This window comes from Bacillus alkalicellulosilyticus (assembly GCF_002019795.1).
Classification (GTDB): domain Bacteria; phylum Bacillota; class Bacilli; order Bacillales; family Bacillaceae_F; genus Bacillus_AO; species Bacillus_AO alkalicellulosilyticum.
On record NZ_KV917381.1, the window covers coordinates 4171076 to 4187936 of the forward strand.

Genomic DNA, 16861 nt, shown 5'->3' on the forward strand with positions numbered 1-16861 from the left:
TTTTTTTATTTACTTTCATTTACCTTTTTATTAGAAATGAATGCTTCTTTAAAAAATGCATCCCGTAACTTTAATAATTATAACTGTTTATAAACTGTGGTAAAAAATTTGTTCATCCAAAGAAAAAAGTAAGTTATAATACAATGATCATTAATAGTTTATGTATCATGTTCCACCTAGTCTGTGATTTTATCATTTATTACACGTAATAATTCAAATACGTTCAAGTCACCTATTACGGAGTTTTTCTCATCAACTACAGGGAGTTCTTGAAGATCATGTATCAGCATTAATTCAAATGCTTCCTCTAATGTGTCCATAAGTTTAACCGAAACGGGTGAACACATTATGTGTTCTGCCTTTGTATCTTCTGAAATAAAATTGTATAAACGATATATAGACATTGCATTAGGAGTAGTAATTCCTTTAAGCACCGCAAATATTTTCATTAATTCACTAAGTGTAATTATCCCAACTAAATTTTTCTGATTATCCAACACATAAACAGAACGGTGTATAAAGTCTTGATTTATTAGTTTATTATAAACGTCCACTATTAGATCTTTCGAGTGTACCGTAATAGGTTCTTTTGTAAGCTTTCGATAACACTTACCTACTGTCGACATTCGAAACACTCCTCTTTTTATTTTCTCTTTCAATATAGAAGATAACAAATCCAAAAATAAACAGGATTACCTTTATTACAAATGTTTTATACATAACCACTTCAGAAAACATTGTATACCAGTAAATCGAAAATAACCAAAAGTAAAAACCTTATCAAAGAACAATAGCACCTATTAAGATGATCAGTAATCCTTTGGCATCATCTTATCTTCTTCATACTTAATGTCGGATTTCTGTACTTCACTTGTATATTAACATAAATACAATAAGTTTATTCTTTAAAAGCGTTATCCCATTGCTTTAGCAATTGCTATGACCGCATTTCCAGACCAACCTTTGGTCGCCTTAGTCCTTGTCATTGGCCCGTTATTGGAATTACCAATTTTAGCGATCATCACACAACTTTTATTATTAGTAAACCGTCGAACGAAATAATTAATCCTAGCGTATTGTCTTTCTCTAAATAGCAAGTATAATGATAACAAACGACATAGGGAAGATGGATATGAAGAATATAATCATCGTAATATGTACCCTACTTACAACTACTTTTTCTCTCTATTACCATGGTGGCGTTAACCAAGACCCCTCTACAGTAATGAGTATCATCGAGACTGCAGACTATAAACATCAACTACATTCATTTAGCCATACAGATCCTGTTTTAAAAAGCATTCTACCATTATCATGCAGGTTCGTTTTTACTGATTTCAACATAAGAACTGATTATCTTGACTCGTACGTTTCAACTATTAAGTTAAACAGCATGTTAATGACCATCAAATTTGGTAGTACCTTCATCAACCGCTCCGTTCCTTTGTAGTTCAAGAGAAAGGAGGATTCAGGGTGATGAGGGAATTAAAAGAATTCATGAAACATGAAGCGATGGTCGGCCTTTACGTTGGTATGGTCATGATGATTGTTGTCTTTCTGTTTGTACATTTCATACTAGGTATAGAAGCATTCGCTTAATATAAAAAGAGCAGCCAGTTTAATACATGTGGCTGCTCTCTTTTAATTTAGCTTAGGCCCCGAATTTAATTTGTATGAATCATAACATATCTTAGATTAATTACGAATTCAAAATTAATGGGAAACATAGCACCTAAGAAATCTCAACATCATCGATCTCTATTCTATTTCAAAGTAATCTACTGTAGCTTATTCTTAAAAAGAAATAAACAACCGTAAAACCAACTAACTGATACAAGAACAGCAGCAACAATATCAGAAATATAATGCACGTCTAACACAACTCTACTAAAAGGAATACAAATAAGTAAGAATATAGAAACGATTAGAATCAAATCTGCTAGCCACTTTTTAGAGAGATAATTTGTGAGGTAGATAATAAACATCAGGAGTATTACACTTCGCATCGTATGCCCACTTGGAAAACTATATGAAATTAAATCTAGAGAATTACCAAATACTTCGATATCCATCTCTGCTCCTGGACGTTCTCGTTGGTATAAATACTTTAGCCCGAAGTTAAGAAGAACTCCACCAACAGATAATGAAAAAAGGAACCAGAATAAGAGCTTATTATTTCTCAGCCATAGAAAAATTAACAATAAACTTGTTAACAATAGTATGGCCTCTCCGGAACCGATTTCAGTCATCACCTTCATAAAACCTAACATAAAAGTTGCACTCTGAGTTAATTCTCTTAGAATCAGATCAAAGCTGAACGTCTCCCCCAACCGTACTAGCTCAGCAGTAATGATAAATAAGAAAAGACTTATTAAACTAATAATCAAATAACGGTTTTTCAACCACACAAATTGCACCTCCTAACTAATTCTTTATAAGCTTGTGGCATCCTTGGACAGCGTTTTCAATTTTGTAGAAATACAGATAATCTTTCAGTTTAAAACCAACCTCCACTTCTCATAAAGTAGAGGTTGGTTTCCTTTATTTTTGTTTCAACATTTTATTTAACTCTTTTTTACTTTCTCTACTAACTAAAATGTATAGAATATCGCCTTTTTTAATTTCAGTTTCCCCATATGGTGTTATAAGTTCCTCTTTCCTAATAATTGCATTAATCAGAACATCTTTAGGAAAATCAATGGTGGCTAACGGCTTATTTGTAATTTCTGTTTCTTCACTCACTTCAAACTCGAGAATTTCAGCATTTGCTTTACCAATAGAAACGAGCTCTAAAGAATGAGGAGGTTCAATCTTTTTAGGCCCAGTAAGCCCAAGTTTTTGGGCAAATAACGAAATGGTCGAGCCTTGGACTAAGGCGGAAATTAACACAACGAAAAAGACAACATTAAAGAACAATTGACTATTTTCTAACCCAGCAATCATCGGAAATGTTGCTAAAACAATGGGGACGGCTCCTCTTAGTCCAGCCCACGATAAGAATACTCTTTCTTTCAGGTCATACCCCATCTTAATCGTTGAAAGGAACACGGCTACAGGCCTAGCAATTAACACAAGAATAAGGGACAATAGTAAGCCTCTGATGATAACGTCGAGTGTATATAATTGAGAAGGAAATACTAGTAGACCTAGTATGGTAAACATTAATATTTGAGCAATCCAGGCGAACCCTTCGTTAAATCTGAATATTGATTGACGATATGTTAAGTCCGAGTTACCGACCACTAGCGCTGCAACATATACGGCCAACAATCCACTAGAACCAATAATATCCGCTAAACTATAGGTTAGTAACGCAAAAGCCAGTGCAAAAACAGGATATAAACCACTCGAGTCTAAATTAATGCGATTAATGGCAAAGGTCGCTAACTTCCCTAAGAGTAGTCCTACTAATAAACCAATGCCCATTTGCCAGAAGAACGAACCTACTAATAATAAGTAAGATTGGTTGTCGTTTAAGAGCAACTCAATGACGGAAATGGTTAAAAACATGGCCATTGGATCATTGGAACCTGATTCAGCTTCGAGCGTAGCACCTAGCCTCGCTCGAATATTTTGACCTTTTAAAACGGCGAAAACTGCAGCAGCATCTGTAGATCCGACAATCGCACCAAACAGGAAGCCTTCGAGCCACGAAACCTCTAGTATTAATTTAGCCGCAACGGCTACGATAACAGTCGTTAGGATTACACCTAATGTTGCAAGAGAAAGGGCTGGTTTTGTTACGGATTTAACCGTCGCCCATTTAGTTTGAAGTCCCCCTTCAAATAGAATGATAATAAGAGCAAATATACCAATTAATTGTGCCACTTGAGGACTATCAAAATGAATCATTCCTAAACCATCACTTCCCGTCAGCATTCCTATTAGGATAAAAAGGATAAGTGCTGGTACTCCGAGACGAGAAGAAAACTTTGTCGTTAATACCCCGACGATTAAAAGGAGAGCACAGAGTAGGATGAAATAATCATTATAAGATTGATCAAACAAAATAGAGCCTTCTTTCTATTATAAATTCACATCTATTTTAATATACTGTTCTTCATTATGATCTATTCCGATATAGCGAAGTGTTTCGTTTAGGGTCGTATGGTTGTAGATCGATTTAAGTAAAGATATGGCAATTCCTTTGCGGTAAGCATGGTAACCAAACGTTTTTCGGAGCGTATGTGTCCCTATATTGCCTGAAACTCCGACTTCTTTAGCAGCATTATTAATAATACGGTAAGCTTGCTGACGAGTGATAGGTTGATTAACCTTTTTTGATTTAAACAGATAATCATCCTTTTTAAGGTCTTGGTGGTGTAGGTAATCCTTCAATGCTGTTTTCACTTTCGTATTTAAATAGTGTAATTTCTTATCGGAACTTTTACCATCCCACAAACTAAGAAACTCTTTAGGACTCCCTTCCTTCCATACGTCACCTACCTTGAGCGTTAGTAAATCACTAATTCTTATTCCTGTGTTTATACCGAGTACAAAAAGTAAAAGATCTCTCTCTGATTTATCCTTTAGTTTCTCTTTTATCTCATTAATTTTTACGACATCTTTTATGGGTTGAACATATTCCAAAAACTCTCACCCCCACCCAATGTTACTTAATATACATCTATTTTAAATTGAGTAACATGAATTGTCAAAAGATTTAAATCCTTATAATTAATAAAAAGTTCTCGAAAACAACCTTTTTTCATCGCAATAATTGTTTGTCTTGGTATAGAATGAGGTGAGCTTATTCCCTCACCTCATGAAAAATGAAGTGTTGTTTACCTAAAAATAAATTTATACAACATAAACTAAACCGTTTGGGATTTAGTCCCCATACGGTTTAGTTCTTATTAGCACTACTTGGAGCTCGACGTTCTTCAGCAATGCCAAACAGATCTTAGAATAATTAATGAAATAAATTATATTAAAAAGATCGAAAAAGATACATAATTTTTAAAACCTCACGTTTATCGGAGGTGTTTTGTATCTGTCCAAATTTTTTCTTATTCGAAAAGGGTTGCGTTAGCTTCAAGTAGATCTTTTCCAAAGTTACATAAAAGTGAAGACGTTTATTGCGCAGTATGGGTCTTTTATTAAAAGTCATGTAAATGATTAATACCTTTTATATTGTAATTAATTTATAAAATTTCACACATTATAAAGGGCAAAAGAAGAAGGATAGGAGAGCAGTGAATACATCTGCTTTACCTATCCTTTTTTGTACAACAAATGGCCTCATTTACCACAACAACAGAGTTGGATGTTGTTGAACTAACTGCTCTTTAGTTGAAGACTTAAGATTTCACTGTTTTTTTTGCACCGTATCCAATGCTTTTTTAAATTCATTCGGTTTTTGAATGCCTATTATCACTGTCTCATATTTCAACCTTAACTCTATACCTTCCTTCCCATTTAAGTTATAAGCTGTTTCTCCCTTAAGATTAAATCGAATTCCCGGACCTCCGAATCGTTTAAACTGGCTGTGAGTGATGTTATCGTAATCATGTATATCCTTGAAAAGGAACTGCTCATATTGAAAATGAAAGGGAACAAAACGAATATAAATACCATCATTACGGACTTCAATGATCAGTTTTAATATTCCTAGCATAACCACAGGAAAAATAACACCAAAAATCAACCAAAAAATAATTGTAAACACATCTGGGGCAGGTTTATCCCCCACTGGTACACCGAAAATAATTTGTTGAATGAACCAGTACCACATAAAACTAGCAACTAATAAAATTGTCACCCACCATAAAATATGGCGTGGTCGTTGGACTTCTCGATACAAAACTTTAGTAGGTTTCCCCATTTTCTCTCCCCACCTTTATTCCATTAATCTGCCAGTTAGTTTAAGTGAAAAGTTTCACAATGTTGCATATCTTCATACTAAAATTATACATGAGAATAACATATTATTGTTTTCTATTTTCCACATTGTGCATCTTCTTTATTGCGTAGTAATGGTCAAACACGAAAAACGATCACTTTTGAAATGACCGCCGTTAAAAATTATATTCCTTTAACCTGTATATTTGTACTCCGCAATTATTAGATTAGTTGATTTCGTCTTATTCAACATTAGCACCAAGAAAAGACACGTTATGAGATAAACGCGCCCGATTGATGAATATAGTTTATTTGCAGATAAGATTACTTGATAATGGTATTACTGAAAAATCTACCAGAAAGATAGCCTATATAAAACTGGTAAATCAACTGAGATACCATCATTTTAATGAAGAACAATCTGATCGGGTTCACAAGTATAAGGTATGGGCTAGGAACCCAATACAACAACCACTTCCCTCACTTGATAAAGGATTTTACGATGTTGATTGTACAACGGATATAAGTGATTATGATGTTGATTATGTTGCGAACATGGTTCTTAAAGTTAGTGATAGACCAACAAACAGTTTTATGCAGCAAATCCGAAGAAGATTATCCATTTTGGAACGCCCACTTGTTACAGCTAGAGGTGGAGGTAAGAGCTATATCTACTCCAATTTTAACCCGAAGTATGCACAAATGGCGGTAACTATTTTAAGAACCTATTATAATTTCTGTTTTGGCATAAAAATGAATGGAAAAGTATATACGCCTGCTCAGCTACTAGGCATCACAACAAAGCAGTTTACCCTGAACGATATAATATATATTAAATAATCAATATTATAAGATTTTATGAAGGTATTCTGTAAATTTATGTTAAAATAAAATTAGGTAAAAAGACGACTTTGTGAAAAAAATCACTTAAACGTAGTGTAGTGCTTTACGAATAAAAAAGTATTTTTAAAGATGAAAAATCACCTAAAATTTAAAAAATAATAGGTGATTTTTGCTCATTTAAAGCACTTAGGGTTTTGTGTTTTTAACTCTATTTTCAATTTGTTAACTTAGTTTTTCCCTCGTTATTTTTAATATAAAGATTGTTAAACTCTACTCCACACGCTTTAGCGTGAGTGATCGGATCATATTTTACTTTGTTTTTTAGGACTGTGTAAATAAGTGATGCTATTTTGCCGCATAAGTGCCCAATTGCCTTTTTCTTGTTCATTCCTTCACTTACCTTACGGTCATAGTATAATTTGAAGACGGTAGGGTGTTTTTGCCCGTTTGCTAGGATAATTAAAGCAATTTGATAAAGGACTCTCCTGGCATCTCTAACACCGCTGTATGTCTGTCTTGTGCCAGTTACCGATGTTCCTGACTGCTTGTTTTCCGAAGATACACCTAGATATTTCTTGAACTCTTTATATGTATTAAATCGTTCAACATCACCTATGACCCCAATCAGTGTACAGGCGATGTTTTCGCTCACAAAAGGAAGGGACATTAAGATTTCTGTATATGGGTGAGCATCTAAACCTTTGTCAGGGTCACCCCATAAAAGTTTATGAATCTCTTTGTCAATTAGTTTGATGCTTTCTTCGAGACGTAGGGCTTCTTCTATAACCCATTTTTGTCTTTCGACAAGATGTTCAGCTGGAACTGCAATAGTGTTAGGCATTACTTTAGCTAATATGTTAGCTGCTCGTTTAGCCACACTTTTTGCACCAGCTTTCAATAAAAAATTATATATCTCTTCTGCTGTGGCTTCCTTCATATGAAGTCCCGTAGGGAACTCTAAGACTAACTTCAACACAGAGGTGCTAGATAGGCTCTTAAAAGCTTTATTTAAATCAGGATGAGTGACTTTTAAAAGCTGTTGAACCTGGTTCTTACGTCGAGTTAATTGGACGTTTAAATACCATCTGTCCCTCATTACTGTTCGAAATAAAGATTGAAGGACTGATTGAGGTCTAATAAGAGTTACACCTTGCATATGTGGATGTAATTGCTTATGCCACCCCATATAAGCCATTACTTTGGCATCCATTGAATCAGTTTTTTCAGAGATTCCTAAGTTATTTTTACGGAACTCACCAACGGCTCTATTTTCAACTTGAAAGAGTTCATAACCCTCATTTAATAACACTTGCTGTATTAGATAAGAATAGTGTCCGCCTGTTGGTTCCAAAAGAATTAAAAAGTCTTTTTTGGTAAGACAGAATTGTTTTTCAATCCTTCTTAAAGCATTTAAAAACTCAGCGATTCCAGCACTATCGGAGTTGAATTTCATTGTCTTCGTCCTTTTCCAAGCAATCCCTTTAGGATCTAAGAATGCATCAAATGGAATACAGGATGCAACGTGAAAGCTCGCTCCAATATCAATACCTACATAAAACTGATAAAAATTACGCTGCCCTTTATGGCTGTTATGCGTGTCATTTCCATAACTAAATGGAGTAATGGTAGTGTTCATCATTTCTCCTCCCAGTCGCAGTATGACATATCTGACTATCCAAGTTTCCGTGAGAGCTTTGTGCCCATTGTAGTATGTCAGGATTATATCGCCAGATATTAAATCTCATATTTAACACAAGAGTCTAGTTTCCTAGCTCCAACCAACGGTAGAGTTTCAACTGCTTAATATTATATTGCTTTTGGTTTTCTCCAATATAGTCTTTTAAACAAAATAAAAATTACGACATAAAACCTCAAAATTCCTCCTAATAAATAAAAAAATCCTGTAAAAAATACAGGAATGAATTTTGGTTATTAAATTGGGGTGCAGTGCCGTTTTATTGTGTAAGTGGAGTGCCTCACATCAATATTAGAGGTCTAACTTATAGCCCCATTCCAGTAAGTCGGAATCACTATAAGGGTCACTGCACAACATAATTTTACATCACTTTTAACCATAAAAAAACCCAATGTCCTCAAACTAACGGTAGGGTTCCACTAAATTAGTGATCCCACATTTAAGTCAAAGGTACATCGGTAGTTCTATTATACAATTAATTAAAAGAATATTGAATATATTATCTGTTACAATGGATTTAATCACTTGGCATACAATAGTATGTAGTGCTTCAAATCATATCTATATTAGTGTAAAGCATTACGGAAACTAACGGGGAGGTTGATTCAATAACAAAATAAAAAAAAAAAATAAAATTCTACATACAAAGAGGTGAATTTTTTGAGCTTACATTATCAAGAATATGGGGATAAAGAAGCTCCCTTAATAGTATTCTTACATGGTGGTGGAGTAAGTAGTTGGATGTGGGATAAACAAATTCAATACTTTAAAAACTACCATTGTATTGCAGTAGACTTGCCCGAACAAGGAAAAAGTAATCAATCGATAAATTTTTCAATTGAACATAGTGCAATATCCGTAATCGAGTTAATAGAGAATTTAGGAAAAGGAAAGAAAGTTATCATTATTGGGTTCTCATTAGGTTCACAAGTAACAATTCAAATTTTGAGTATGAAACCAAATTTGATTGACTACGCAATTATAAATAGTGCATTAGTTAGACCATCTCCACTTGTAAAAAAAATGATTAAACCTGCTATTAAATTAACATTTCCATTGATTAAAAATAAATCATTTTCAAGACTACAAGCAAAAACACTTTATATTAATAATGAATACTTTGAAACTTATTACAAAGAAAGCACTTTAATGAAATCGGAGACGCTTGTTAGAATATTAGAAGAAAATATGTCATTTGTATTACCCAAGAATTTTAATAAAGCTAAAAGCAAGATATTAGTCACAGTTGGTGAAAAGGAAAAAACAGTAATGATAAAGTCAGCAAAAGATATAGTTTCAAACAACTCAAATTGTGTAGGGATAATTGTCCCTAAAATTGGTCATGGTGTATCTCTGGTAAAGCCTGATTTTTTTAATGAAATGATAGAAAATTGGATAACGGAAGAGTCTTTACCACAGGGTATCCGTACAATATTATAAAATTTTATTGAACTAACGGGTTGCGTTAGTTAAAGAAGCAAATATAATCAAAGGACTTAGAGAATTGAACATCTCTAAGTCCTTTTTGTTGTGAATTATACTGTGAAATTCAATGTGAAATTGATGTGATTTCTATTGTGAATTGCCTTGCGATTTCCTGTTTTGCACCTCTGAAGTAAACCTGTTATTGTACGACAATGGTTTTGATATTTTGTTTTTACGTGTGTTCAAGGAACTTAGTATGGCCATGTACTCTATTAGCTTTAACATGGCGTACCGTGAAGATATTATTTCGATATTTGATAATTTAAGTTCTCTCTCAAAAAAATATTATAAAATTTCTACCAGGTATCTTCTGCAAAATGGGTTGCTCAGTTCACCTCCAAAAGTGACTATGCCGAAAACGACAGAATTTGTAAAAAACAAAAGTTACTTAAATGGATTTAATCTTTTCAATGATAAAAGACCATTGAATGATCTTGAAATTGGGATTCTTCATCACGGCATTGAATCGAACTTAATCGGAAATCAACTTATTACAGGGTTCGCTCAGTGTACCAATACCAAAGAAGTCAAAAAGTATTTTAAGAAGGGGATGGAGTTGTCTAATAAACAGATTAAAATGTTCGAAGACACTCTTCATAATAATTATATTCAGTCATCTGCTTTTATTGGTAGTACAGTTACCACTTCTACGATGCCACCGTTTTCTGATAAGTTAATGATGTATTGCACTTATCTATTAAATGGATTTGGATTAGTAGGTAACAGCTTTGGAGCTATGTTTACGTTAAGAAACGATCTTATTATAGATTCTGGTTCCATCGGAAAAGATATATTTCTCTATAACAATGAAGGAACGAAGCTAATGATTAAAAACGGATGGTTAGAAGAACCCCCACAAATGGAAGATCGTGCAGGATTAACAAAATAATAAGTAGCTACCCAAAAGCAAAAAGTGAACATACCTCAATCGTATGTTCACTTACTTTCTTACCAATGTGTTTGAAATACATATAGAATATCAAATCTTAGGTCGCTATTCTTGGCTTCATTAGAGAATCTAACTTTGTTGTTAGGTTTCTAATGAAAAGTGTAAACCTTAAACCAATCAATAGTAAGGATGAACTTAACCTAATTAGAATATTCAATTGAAATCCCCCCACATTGAATTTGTGTTAATAAATAACACTCACTTAGTATTGGTCGAGAATGAATATTTATTCTTGTTAGGAAAAAGCCAAAAGGTCACTAAATTACGACCTTCCAGTTATATTGAAGACTGTAGAGTATTTTATAGAGGACTTTGACAATATAGCAATTTTATTACTTCTTCTTTTTATGCAAACGTCGTTATACGAATAAATATAACAATATGGCCTAAAAAAGTAAGCTAAGAGGACAAGTAGATGAAATTCCTCTCGTACCACGATAGACGATTTAACGTTTCGAAATAATCTACCTTACAATGTGGGCTTTAATTTATACATAGCCGATTATAAGACTCTATTGAAACGTAAAAAGTTGATTTCCATCGACTTTTTCGGAAAAGCCATTCAGTACCCTATTTTGTTAAATCTTGTATGTTAACAGAATGCGATGAGTATTCTAACCACCCATTATTTATCATTAACTCTGCTCCATCTTCAGCATAAAGACCTACACTAACGATTTGTTTAGCATATTTAGCAGCGATATCCCTACGAAAGCTTAATGCAAGAGAATTGCTAATATTCTCCAATAATATTACTGTCAAAGCGTTACACTGAAAAAGCATAAGCTTAACTGAAAACGGCGCAACAGTAGAAACACTTACTTCGGCATCCCAAGTCATTGGTGCTAGCAAATTACTTTTGTCCAACATGATTCTTAGTTTTCTAAATCCTCCACCATTTAAAAATATGTCAATACAAGTATGGTCCCACCTTCTGTCATAAAACTCGCCCAAATGGAACCAATCTCTGCTGCAGTTAGATTAATTTTATGTTCCTGCATTAGTAAACAAACCTCCAGTTACACTGTTTGTTGTTAGTTCACCTTCTTTTTTACATTCTATTACATCTGTTTTCAGGCTTCATCATCTCATTATCAAACTAACGAATAAATTTTAATATCTTCTACTGCACAGTAATGGTCAAATACGAAAAACGATCACTTTAAAAGTGATCGCCATTGAAAATATATATAGTGTCCATTATCGTTGTCTGTTCAGTAAACGATCCACTTAATAAGCAAGTGCTTGTTCAACTAAAGCATGATAGTTCAACAACTTCTAATTATAAAATATTCCCCTATTTCTATTTTATTAACTAACCATTACAAACCATTATTATATTATTATCAGGATCGCTAATGTTAAAATAAGCAAAATCATCAAATTTAACGATTTCAGATTCGATTTGGTAGCCTAACTTTCTAAGATATTCATAGGACTTTTGTATGTTATCAGTATGAAAATTAAATAACGGATGTGAGGACGGAGTTATTTTTTTAGGTACACCCGAAGGACCCGCATCCAATGTTAGTCCTGTGTATTGATTCATAGGAATGTTATGAACTGGCTCTGACACATTTGATAAATCCACATCATGATTAAGTAGTCGGCTGTACCATTTGACTGATTCCTCTAAATTACTTACATGGACAAAAATTGTGTTAATCTTGTTTTTAATTGGACTATTCAACGCTTATCTCCCCTTGTATATTTATTTGACCCTTAATAGGACCTATATATATAACGGATGGATAAACGAAAAACTTACATATAAATATTAAAAAATATGATAAAAATATTCAGCATTTAAATTTACCTTTAACTCTTTAGAAACCATTTCCATAAGATCCCAAGAAAAACAATAAAACTTCCAATATGTTATCTTACCATTAACTGTTTCTATGTAATGAACATTGTTTAAGTAAAGTTGATTGTCATGTTTCTTTTCTAATTCAATAATTACAGGACGACCCCATAGCATTTTGTATTCTGAAACATCAATATGTTGAGTTTGTACAATCTCGTACCAATCCTTTAGAGAGTTGTTCTTTGTTTCATCAGACCCAAACTCTATGCCAGAGTGGGTAATGTCCGTAACTACATTTTCGTCTAAGATTGAAGAGATTAATGTTGGATCTTTGCTTCTAAACCCCTCTAGTAAAATATCAATAGCTTTATTGTACTCAATGTCCCTATTTTTCGTTTTATTTTTTTGCCCTTCCTTTTTCTTCCCATTCCGTAGTTGCTCCCTAGCTCTACTTAAATTAGTGTATATTGCTCCTTCCGTCGTGCCAACGATTTCTGCAATTTCTTTTCCCTTATATTTAAAAACATCTGATAATATCAGAACAACATACTGCATAGAAGTAAGGCTTGTTACTAGAAAATCAATATTTTCAAGCAGTTGGAGGTCGTCATCGAAAGGAATATTGTTTACAAATTCATCATTTTCAGAGAAATTTAAGTGTTTATCTTTTCTTTTTTGATCAATAAATAAATTTGTTGCAATTTTAAATAAAATTGACTTCGTTTTTACTGGTTGATACAATTTTGATAATATTGAAAAAGACTTTAACAAAGTGTCTTGGACTAAATCCTCTGCATCCCAAGGTGAGCGTGTTAAACTATAACAATATCTCCACAAATCTGAACGATAAGGTTCAATTTTTTCTTTAAAGTCTCTTTCTAAATTTCTTAAGTTAATACTAAGATTATTTAAGTTATCTACTGTCACTCTCTCACCATCCTATTTATAAATTTGTTACTCTTTTTTAAACTTTACATATCACAAAACATCATACTAAGATCATATCAAAAAATAACAAATTGTAGATCTTGTTTTCTACAATTATGGAAATCCTTGTTGTCATTAAGGGTCTAGTACGAAAAAAGACCATCTAAAAATGAGTGACCTCCTCAAATGACTATTTAATCACAAGTATCCTTGTACTGTGCAGCAAATGGATCTGTTGTTTTTCGTCTTTCTACCTCAACATTAGCTCCAGTTAGTGGAACAAAGACTCTTGAGGGTCATTTGCTATTCAGTAACCTGTCTTTTCCTACTCATTATTATCGTTCTCATTATAATATGCTTTTAACTCTTTATAAATATAGCTAGCTATGTTTTCAGGAAAATAAGTAGTAAACTCATGATTGTACTTAGCTAAAAAAAGGTCATCCTCCACTAATTTTAAAATTTTTCTACTCGCCGGGAATAGGTTATCCATTTTATTTAGAACCTCTTGTACTTTTTTTCTACTTGTAGAATCGTTAAAGTGAAGGGCGTTTCTAATCGCTTGAATTAAGTACCATGTTTCTCTATCCATCTTCTCCTGGTATTCTGGATCATGAAGGATTTTTATTTCTTTTAAGATCTCCTTGTCATCTGCAAAATGTTCTTCCCATATTTGAATTTGCGATTTTTCCCTCCTAAATAAATCAAGCATAATAAAAGCAAATTCATTTAATTCTTCCTCGGAAATACCTTCAATGTTATACAGTCTCTCCATTCTCGTAATTACTTCTAACTTATCATTTAATTCCACTTGCTTTTGTTCAATTAACTGCTTCTGTACCTGCAACAACTCTCGATTTTTTAACTTCTGATTAGTCATCTGTTCTTTTATTTCATTTAATGATAAACCAAAATGTTTTAAAATCATTATTTGTTGAAAAAGTTCCCAGTCCAATCGTGTATATACTTTTCGACCATTTTTATTTACTTTTTTTGGGGTAAGTAACTCCATTTTATCGTAGTACCTTAGTGTTCTTACCGTTGACCCTACTACTTTTGCAAACTGACCAATTGTCATTTCCATGTTAACACCACCTTACTTAATTATAATCTGTTACGTAAGGTCACAATCAATACACTTGTGTTAACCGTTTTACTATTGTAAATTTGCGAATTACCTATTTTTGCGGAAAATGTTTGCTTACGACATTACGTCACAATTTATGATTGGTTCTATACTAAGTTTGAGAGGATGGTTATCTATGGAACAACAATCATTATTCCGGAATCGCACTTTTATATTTTTGTTTTTTGGGAGCTTTTTGGCGCTAATAGGATTTAGTATGTTTTTCATGACAACCACTTGGTATGTCATTTCTGATTTAAATTCTGCTAGTTCATTGGGGATTATTCTTATCGCCATTACTGTGCCACGTATTCTCATGATGGCATTTGGAGGAGTTCTTGCTGATAAATTTAAGAAGACGACAATCATGTTCAGTACGAGTTCAATCCAAGGAGTTCTGCTAGTTATCATCTTTTTATTGCATAACGCAGATCAATTATCATTTCTGTACCTGGTCATTTTGGGATCCATTTTTGGAACATTAGATGCATTTTCCGGACCAGCAGGAACATCATTAATTCCGAAAATCGTACAAAAAAACCAAATAAAACAAGCAAATGCTATTATTCAGGGGTTGGGGCAGATTGGCTTTGTTATTGGACCTATTATCTCTGGGAGTATCATGGAATTCGGTGGCGTAACAGCAGGTTATTTAGTCTCATCTATTATTGTTTTGTTGTCTGCCTTTTTTATGTTTCCACCTTTCATAAAGGAAGGTCCTGTAGTCAACACATTTAAACAAACACCATTTAAAGACCTCATAGAAGGTCTTTCCTATGTAAAAGCAAGTAGATTTTTAATGACAGGTATCCTAATTTTAATTACATTAAACTTTTTTGCCTTTGGAGCGATATCCATTGCAATCCCCATTTTAGTGGAAACTTATGGAGGCACACCCATTAACCTTAGTTACATTGACGCTGCTTTAGGGGTTGGGATGCTAATAAGCACAGCAATAATCGGTATAATCAAAATACGTCGTAGGGGATTAACATCGATTGCAGGCTTACTTGCAACATTACTAGTAGCTATAGCTTTTAGTCAAATTCCTAATTTATATATCTTGACGGCGTTAGCGTTTTTAATTGGTTTTACCATGACATTTGTTTCTATCCCTTTCTTCACTTCAGCACAAGAAGATACTGATCCTCGTATTATGGGGAGGGTTATGAGTATTGTCTTTTTAGCCATGAACGGGTTTGATCCTCTTGCCTATGCAAGTGTAACGTTACTCGTTTCTAGAGGATTTGATATTCAATTAGTCATACTTTCCTTTTCTATTGTTGGATTAATAATTGCTATTTTCATTTTGTGGAGAGGACATACATTTAGAAGTTACAAGTCTAACTATTAATTTACCTTCAGGAAAGAGGGTTGAACAAAGGGACTTTTATCCCACCCTCTAAGCAATAAGCGAAACCGCCACATTATTATAAAATCCCGTTGTGAGTGGATTTCTCGCAACGGACTTTGTGGCCAGTGAAGCCATTGCAGATGTTTTAGCTAGTTACGTCCGAGCTTTTTAGGTTTTCCTTGCTGAACAGTAATTGTCTACTATAAATCAAAGCTAATAATCCCCTACCAATTAGGAAGGCAAAAGTACATAATAGTACACCAAACTACTTACTAGAATCTCTACCTTCATCGAAGCTAACATCAGTATCGATAAGTTCCACACTATAGGCATACTCATCTTCATTCATGTGTATCACTTTACCAATTCCTGCAAATAGTCTTTCTTCAAAACTAGGATCGATTATATTAATTATAAATGCTGGGTTCAGAGGAGACGATGTTTTACTATCCGGTATATCACCATTCATATAAAAATCGGGGAAGTATTCCAATATATCTACTTGAATGTCGTTAGTTAACTCGGACTCCACATACATATTAATTAAATCTACTTTAAATGTTCCTCTTGAATCCTCACCCTCTTTAACCTCAAAAGTAAGAGTTTCAAATAACATTTCTGAAGCAGGATACTCACTGTGAGCATCTGATAGCTCAACTTCAACTGTTTCATCAACTTCATTAAGTAATTGCTGGTCGTTATCACCGCATGCAGCTAATAACAATACAGTTAAAGATAGATAACATCCATAATGCACTTTCTTTGTTACCTCTCTCATAAATTCTCCTAAGACATTATTTGTCATTAAAAATAACCTCCATTTCAACTCTAAA

Annotated in this window: 17 protein-coding genes and 1 pseudogene; 6 read left to right on the forward strand and 12 right to left on the reverse strand. The window is 33.5% G+C overall.

Going from position 1 to position 16861, the window contains the following annotated elements:
- Positions 1–176: 176 nt before the first annotated feature.
- Positions 177–626, reverse strand: a complete 450-nt coding sequence (locus tag BK585_RS20880; protein ID WP_078555953.1) for a CBS domain-containing protein — start codon at positions 624–626, stop codon at positions 177–179.
- A gap of 292 nt (positions 627–918) precedes the next feature.
- On the opposite strand from BK585_RS20880, the pseudogene BK585_RS24490 reads away from it, so the two are divergent.
- Together BK585_RS24490 and BK585_RS24680 are read left to right on the forward strand one after the other, a co-directional pair.
- Positions 919–1062: pseudogene (locus tag BK585_RS24490) on the forward strand (arsenic resistance protein); the annotation flags it as partial.
- A 411-nt stretch (positions 1063–1473) separates the two neighbouring features.
- Positions 1474–1599 (forward strand): hypothetical protein, encoded by a 126-nt coding sequence (locus BK585_RS24680; protein ID WP_281248940.1) that lies wholly within the window; start codon positions 1474–1476, stop codon positions 1597–1599.
- A gap of 179 nt (positions 1600–1778) precedes the next feature.
- Here the strand turns inward: BK585_RS24680 and BK585_RS20885 are convergent, their stop codons facing one another.
- The 4 genes from BK585_RS20885 to BK585_RS20900 form a co-directional block, all read right to left on the reverse strand.
- Positions 1779–2408: a phosphatase PAP2 family protein gene (locus tag BK585_RS20885; protein WP_078555955.1), complete on the reverse strand. Its 630-nt coding sequence runs from the start codon at positions 2406–2408 to the stop codon at positions 1779–1781.
- Between the two features lie 133 nt (positions 2409–2541).
- On the reverse strand, positions 2542–4008 hold the full coding sequence (locus BK585_RS20890; protein ID WP_078555958.1) for a potassium/proton antiporter: 1467 nt from the start codon (positions 4006–4008) through the stop codon (positions 2542–2544).
- 18 nt (positions 4009–4026) lie between these two features.
- Positions 4027–4590 (reverse strand): tyrosine-type recombinase/integrase, encoded by a 564-nt coding sequence (locus tag BK585_RS20895; RefSeq protein ID WP_078555962.1) that lies wholly within the window; start codon positions 4588–4590, stop codon positions 4027–4029.
- 718 nt (positions 4591–5308) lie between these two features.
- A complete protein-coding gene (locus BK585_RS20900) occupies positions 5309–5824 on the reverse strand; it encodes a DUF6141 family protein (protein ID WP_078555964.1) in 516 nt (171 codons plus the stop codon).
- A 311-nt stretch (positions 5825–6135) separates the two neighbouring features.
- Between BK585_RS20900 and BK585_RS20905 the strand changes: the two genes are divergently transcribed.
- Positions 6136–6681 carry a hypothetical protein gene (locus BK585_RS20905; RefSeq protein WP_139367611.1) on the forward strand — a complete coding sequence of 182 codons (546 nt, stop codon included), beginning with the start codon at positions 6136–6138 and terminating at the stop codon, positions 6679–6681.
- Between the two features lie 217 nt (positions 6682–6898).
- On the opposite strand, the gene BK585_RS20910 is transcribed toward BK585_RS20905, so the two are convergent.
- Positions 6899–8320, reverse strand: coding sequence for an IS110 family transposase (locus tag BK585_RS20910; RefSeq protein ID WP_078552094.1), 1422 nt, complete (start codon positions 8318–8320; stop codon positions 6899–6901).
- Positions 8321–9040: 720 nt separating this feature from the next.
- On the opposite strand from BK585_RS20910, the gene BK585_RS20915 reads away from it, so the two are divergent.
- Positions 9041–9820: an alpha/beta fold hydrolase gene (locus BK585_RS20915; protein WP_078555971.1), complete on the forward strand. Its 780-nt coding sequence runs from the start codon at positions 9041–9043 to the stop codon at positions 9818–9820.
- A 241-nt stretch (positions 9821–10061) separates the two neighbouring features.
- Entirely contained in the window at positions 10062–10754 is a 693-nt protein-coding gene (locus BK585_RS20920) for a DUF3231 family protein (protein WP_078555973.1), read from the forward strand.
- A 630-nt stretch (positions 10755–11384) separates the two neighbouring features.
- Here the strand turns inward: BK585_RS20920 and BK585_RS20925 are convergent.
- The 5 genes from BK585_RS20925 to BK585_RS20940 form a co-directional block, all read right to left on the reverse strand.
- On the reverse strand, positions 11385–11729 hold the full coding sequence (locus tag BK585_RS20925; protein WP_281248958.1) for a DUF3231 family protein: 345 nt from the start codon (positions 11727–11729) through the stop codon (positions 11385–11387).
- Positions 11714–11815, reverse strand: coding sequence for a DUF3231 family protein (locus tag BK585_RS24495; RefSeq protein ID WP_245805881.1), 102 nt, complete (start codon positions 11813–11815; stop codon positions 11714–11716). The genes BK585_RS20925 and BK585_RS24495 overlap by 16 nt, the downstream gene beginning before the upstream one ends.
- Positions 11816–12129: 314 nt before the next feature.
- The gene (locus BK585_RS20930; protein ID WP_078555983.1) at positions 12130–12504 is read right to left on the reverse strand and encodes a VOC family protein; all 375 of its coding nucleotides are present in this window, start codon (positions 12502–12504) and stop codon (positions 12130–12132) included.
- A gap of 87 nt (positions 12505–12591) precedes the next feature.
- Positions 12592–13548, reverse strand: coding sequence for an RNA polymerase sigma factor (locus tag BK585_RS20935; protein WP_078555985.1), 957 nt, complete (start codon positions 13546–13548; stop codon positions 12592–12594).
- Positions 13549–13873: 325 nt separating this feature from the next.
- A complete protein-coding gene (locus tag BK585_RS20940) occupies positions 13874–14632 on the reverse strand; it encodes a MerR family transcriptional regulator (protein ID WP_078555987.1) in 759 nt (252 codons plus the stop codon).
- 178 nt (positions 14633–14810) lie between these two features.
- Between BK585_RS20940 and BK585_RS20945 the strand changes: the two genes are divergently transcribed.
- A complete protein-coding gene (locus tag BK585_RS20945; RefSeq protein WP_078555989.1) occupies positions 14811–16028 on the forward strand; it encodes an MFS transporter in 1218 nt (405 codons plus the stop codon).
- Between the two features lie 265 nt (positions 16029–16293).
- Here the strand turns inward: BK585_RS20945 and BK585_RS20950 are convergent, their stop codons facing one another.
- The gene (locus BK585_RS20950) at positions 16294–16833 is read right to left on the reverse strand and encodes a hypothetical protein (protein ID WP_078555991.1); all 540 of its coding nucleotides are present in this window, start codon (positions 16831–16833) and stop codon (positions 16294–16296) included.
- Between the last annotated feature and the right edge of the window lie 28 nt (positions 16834–16861).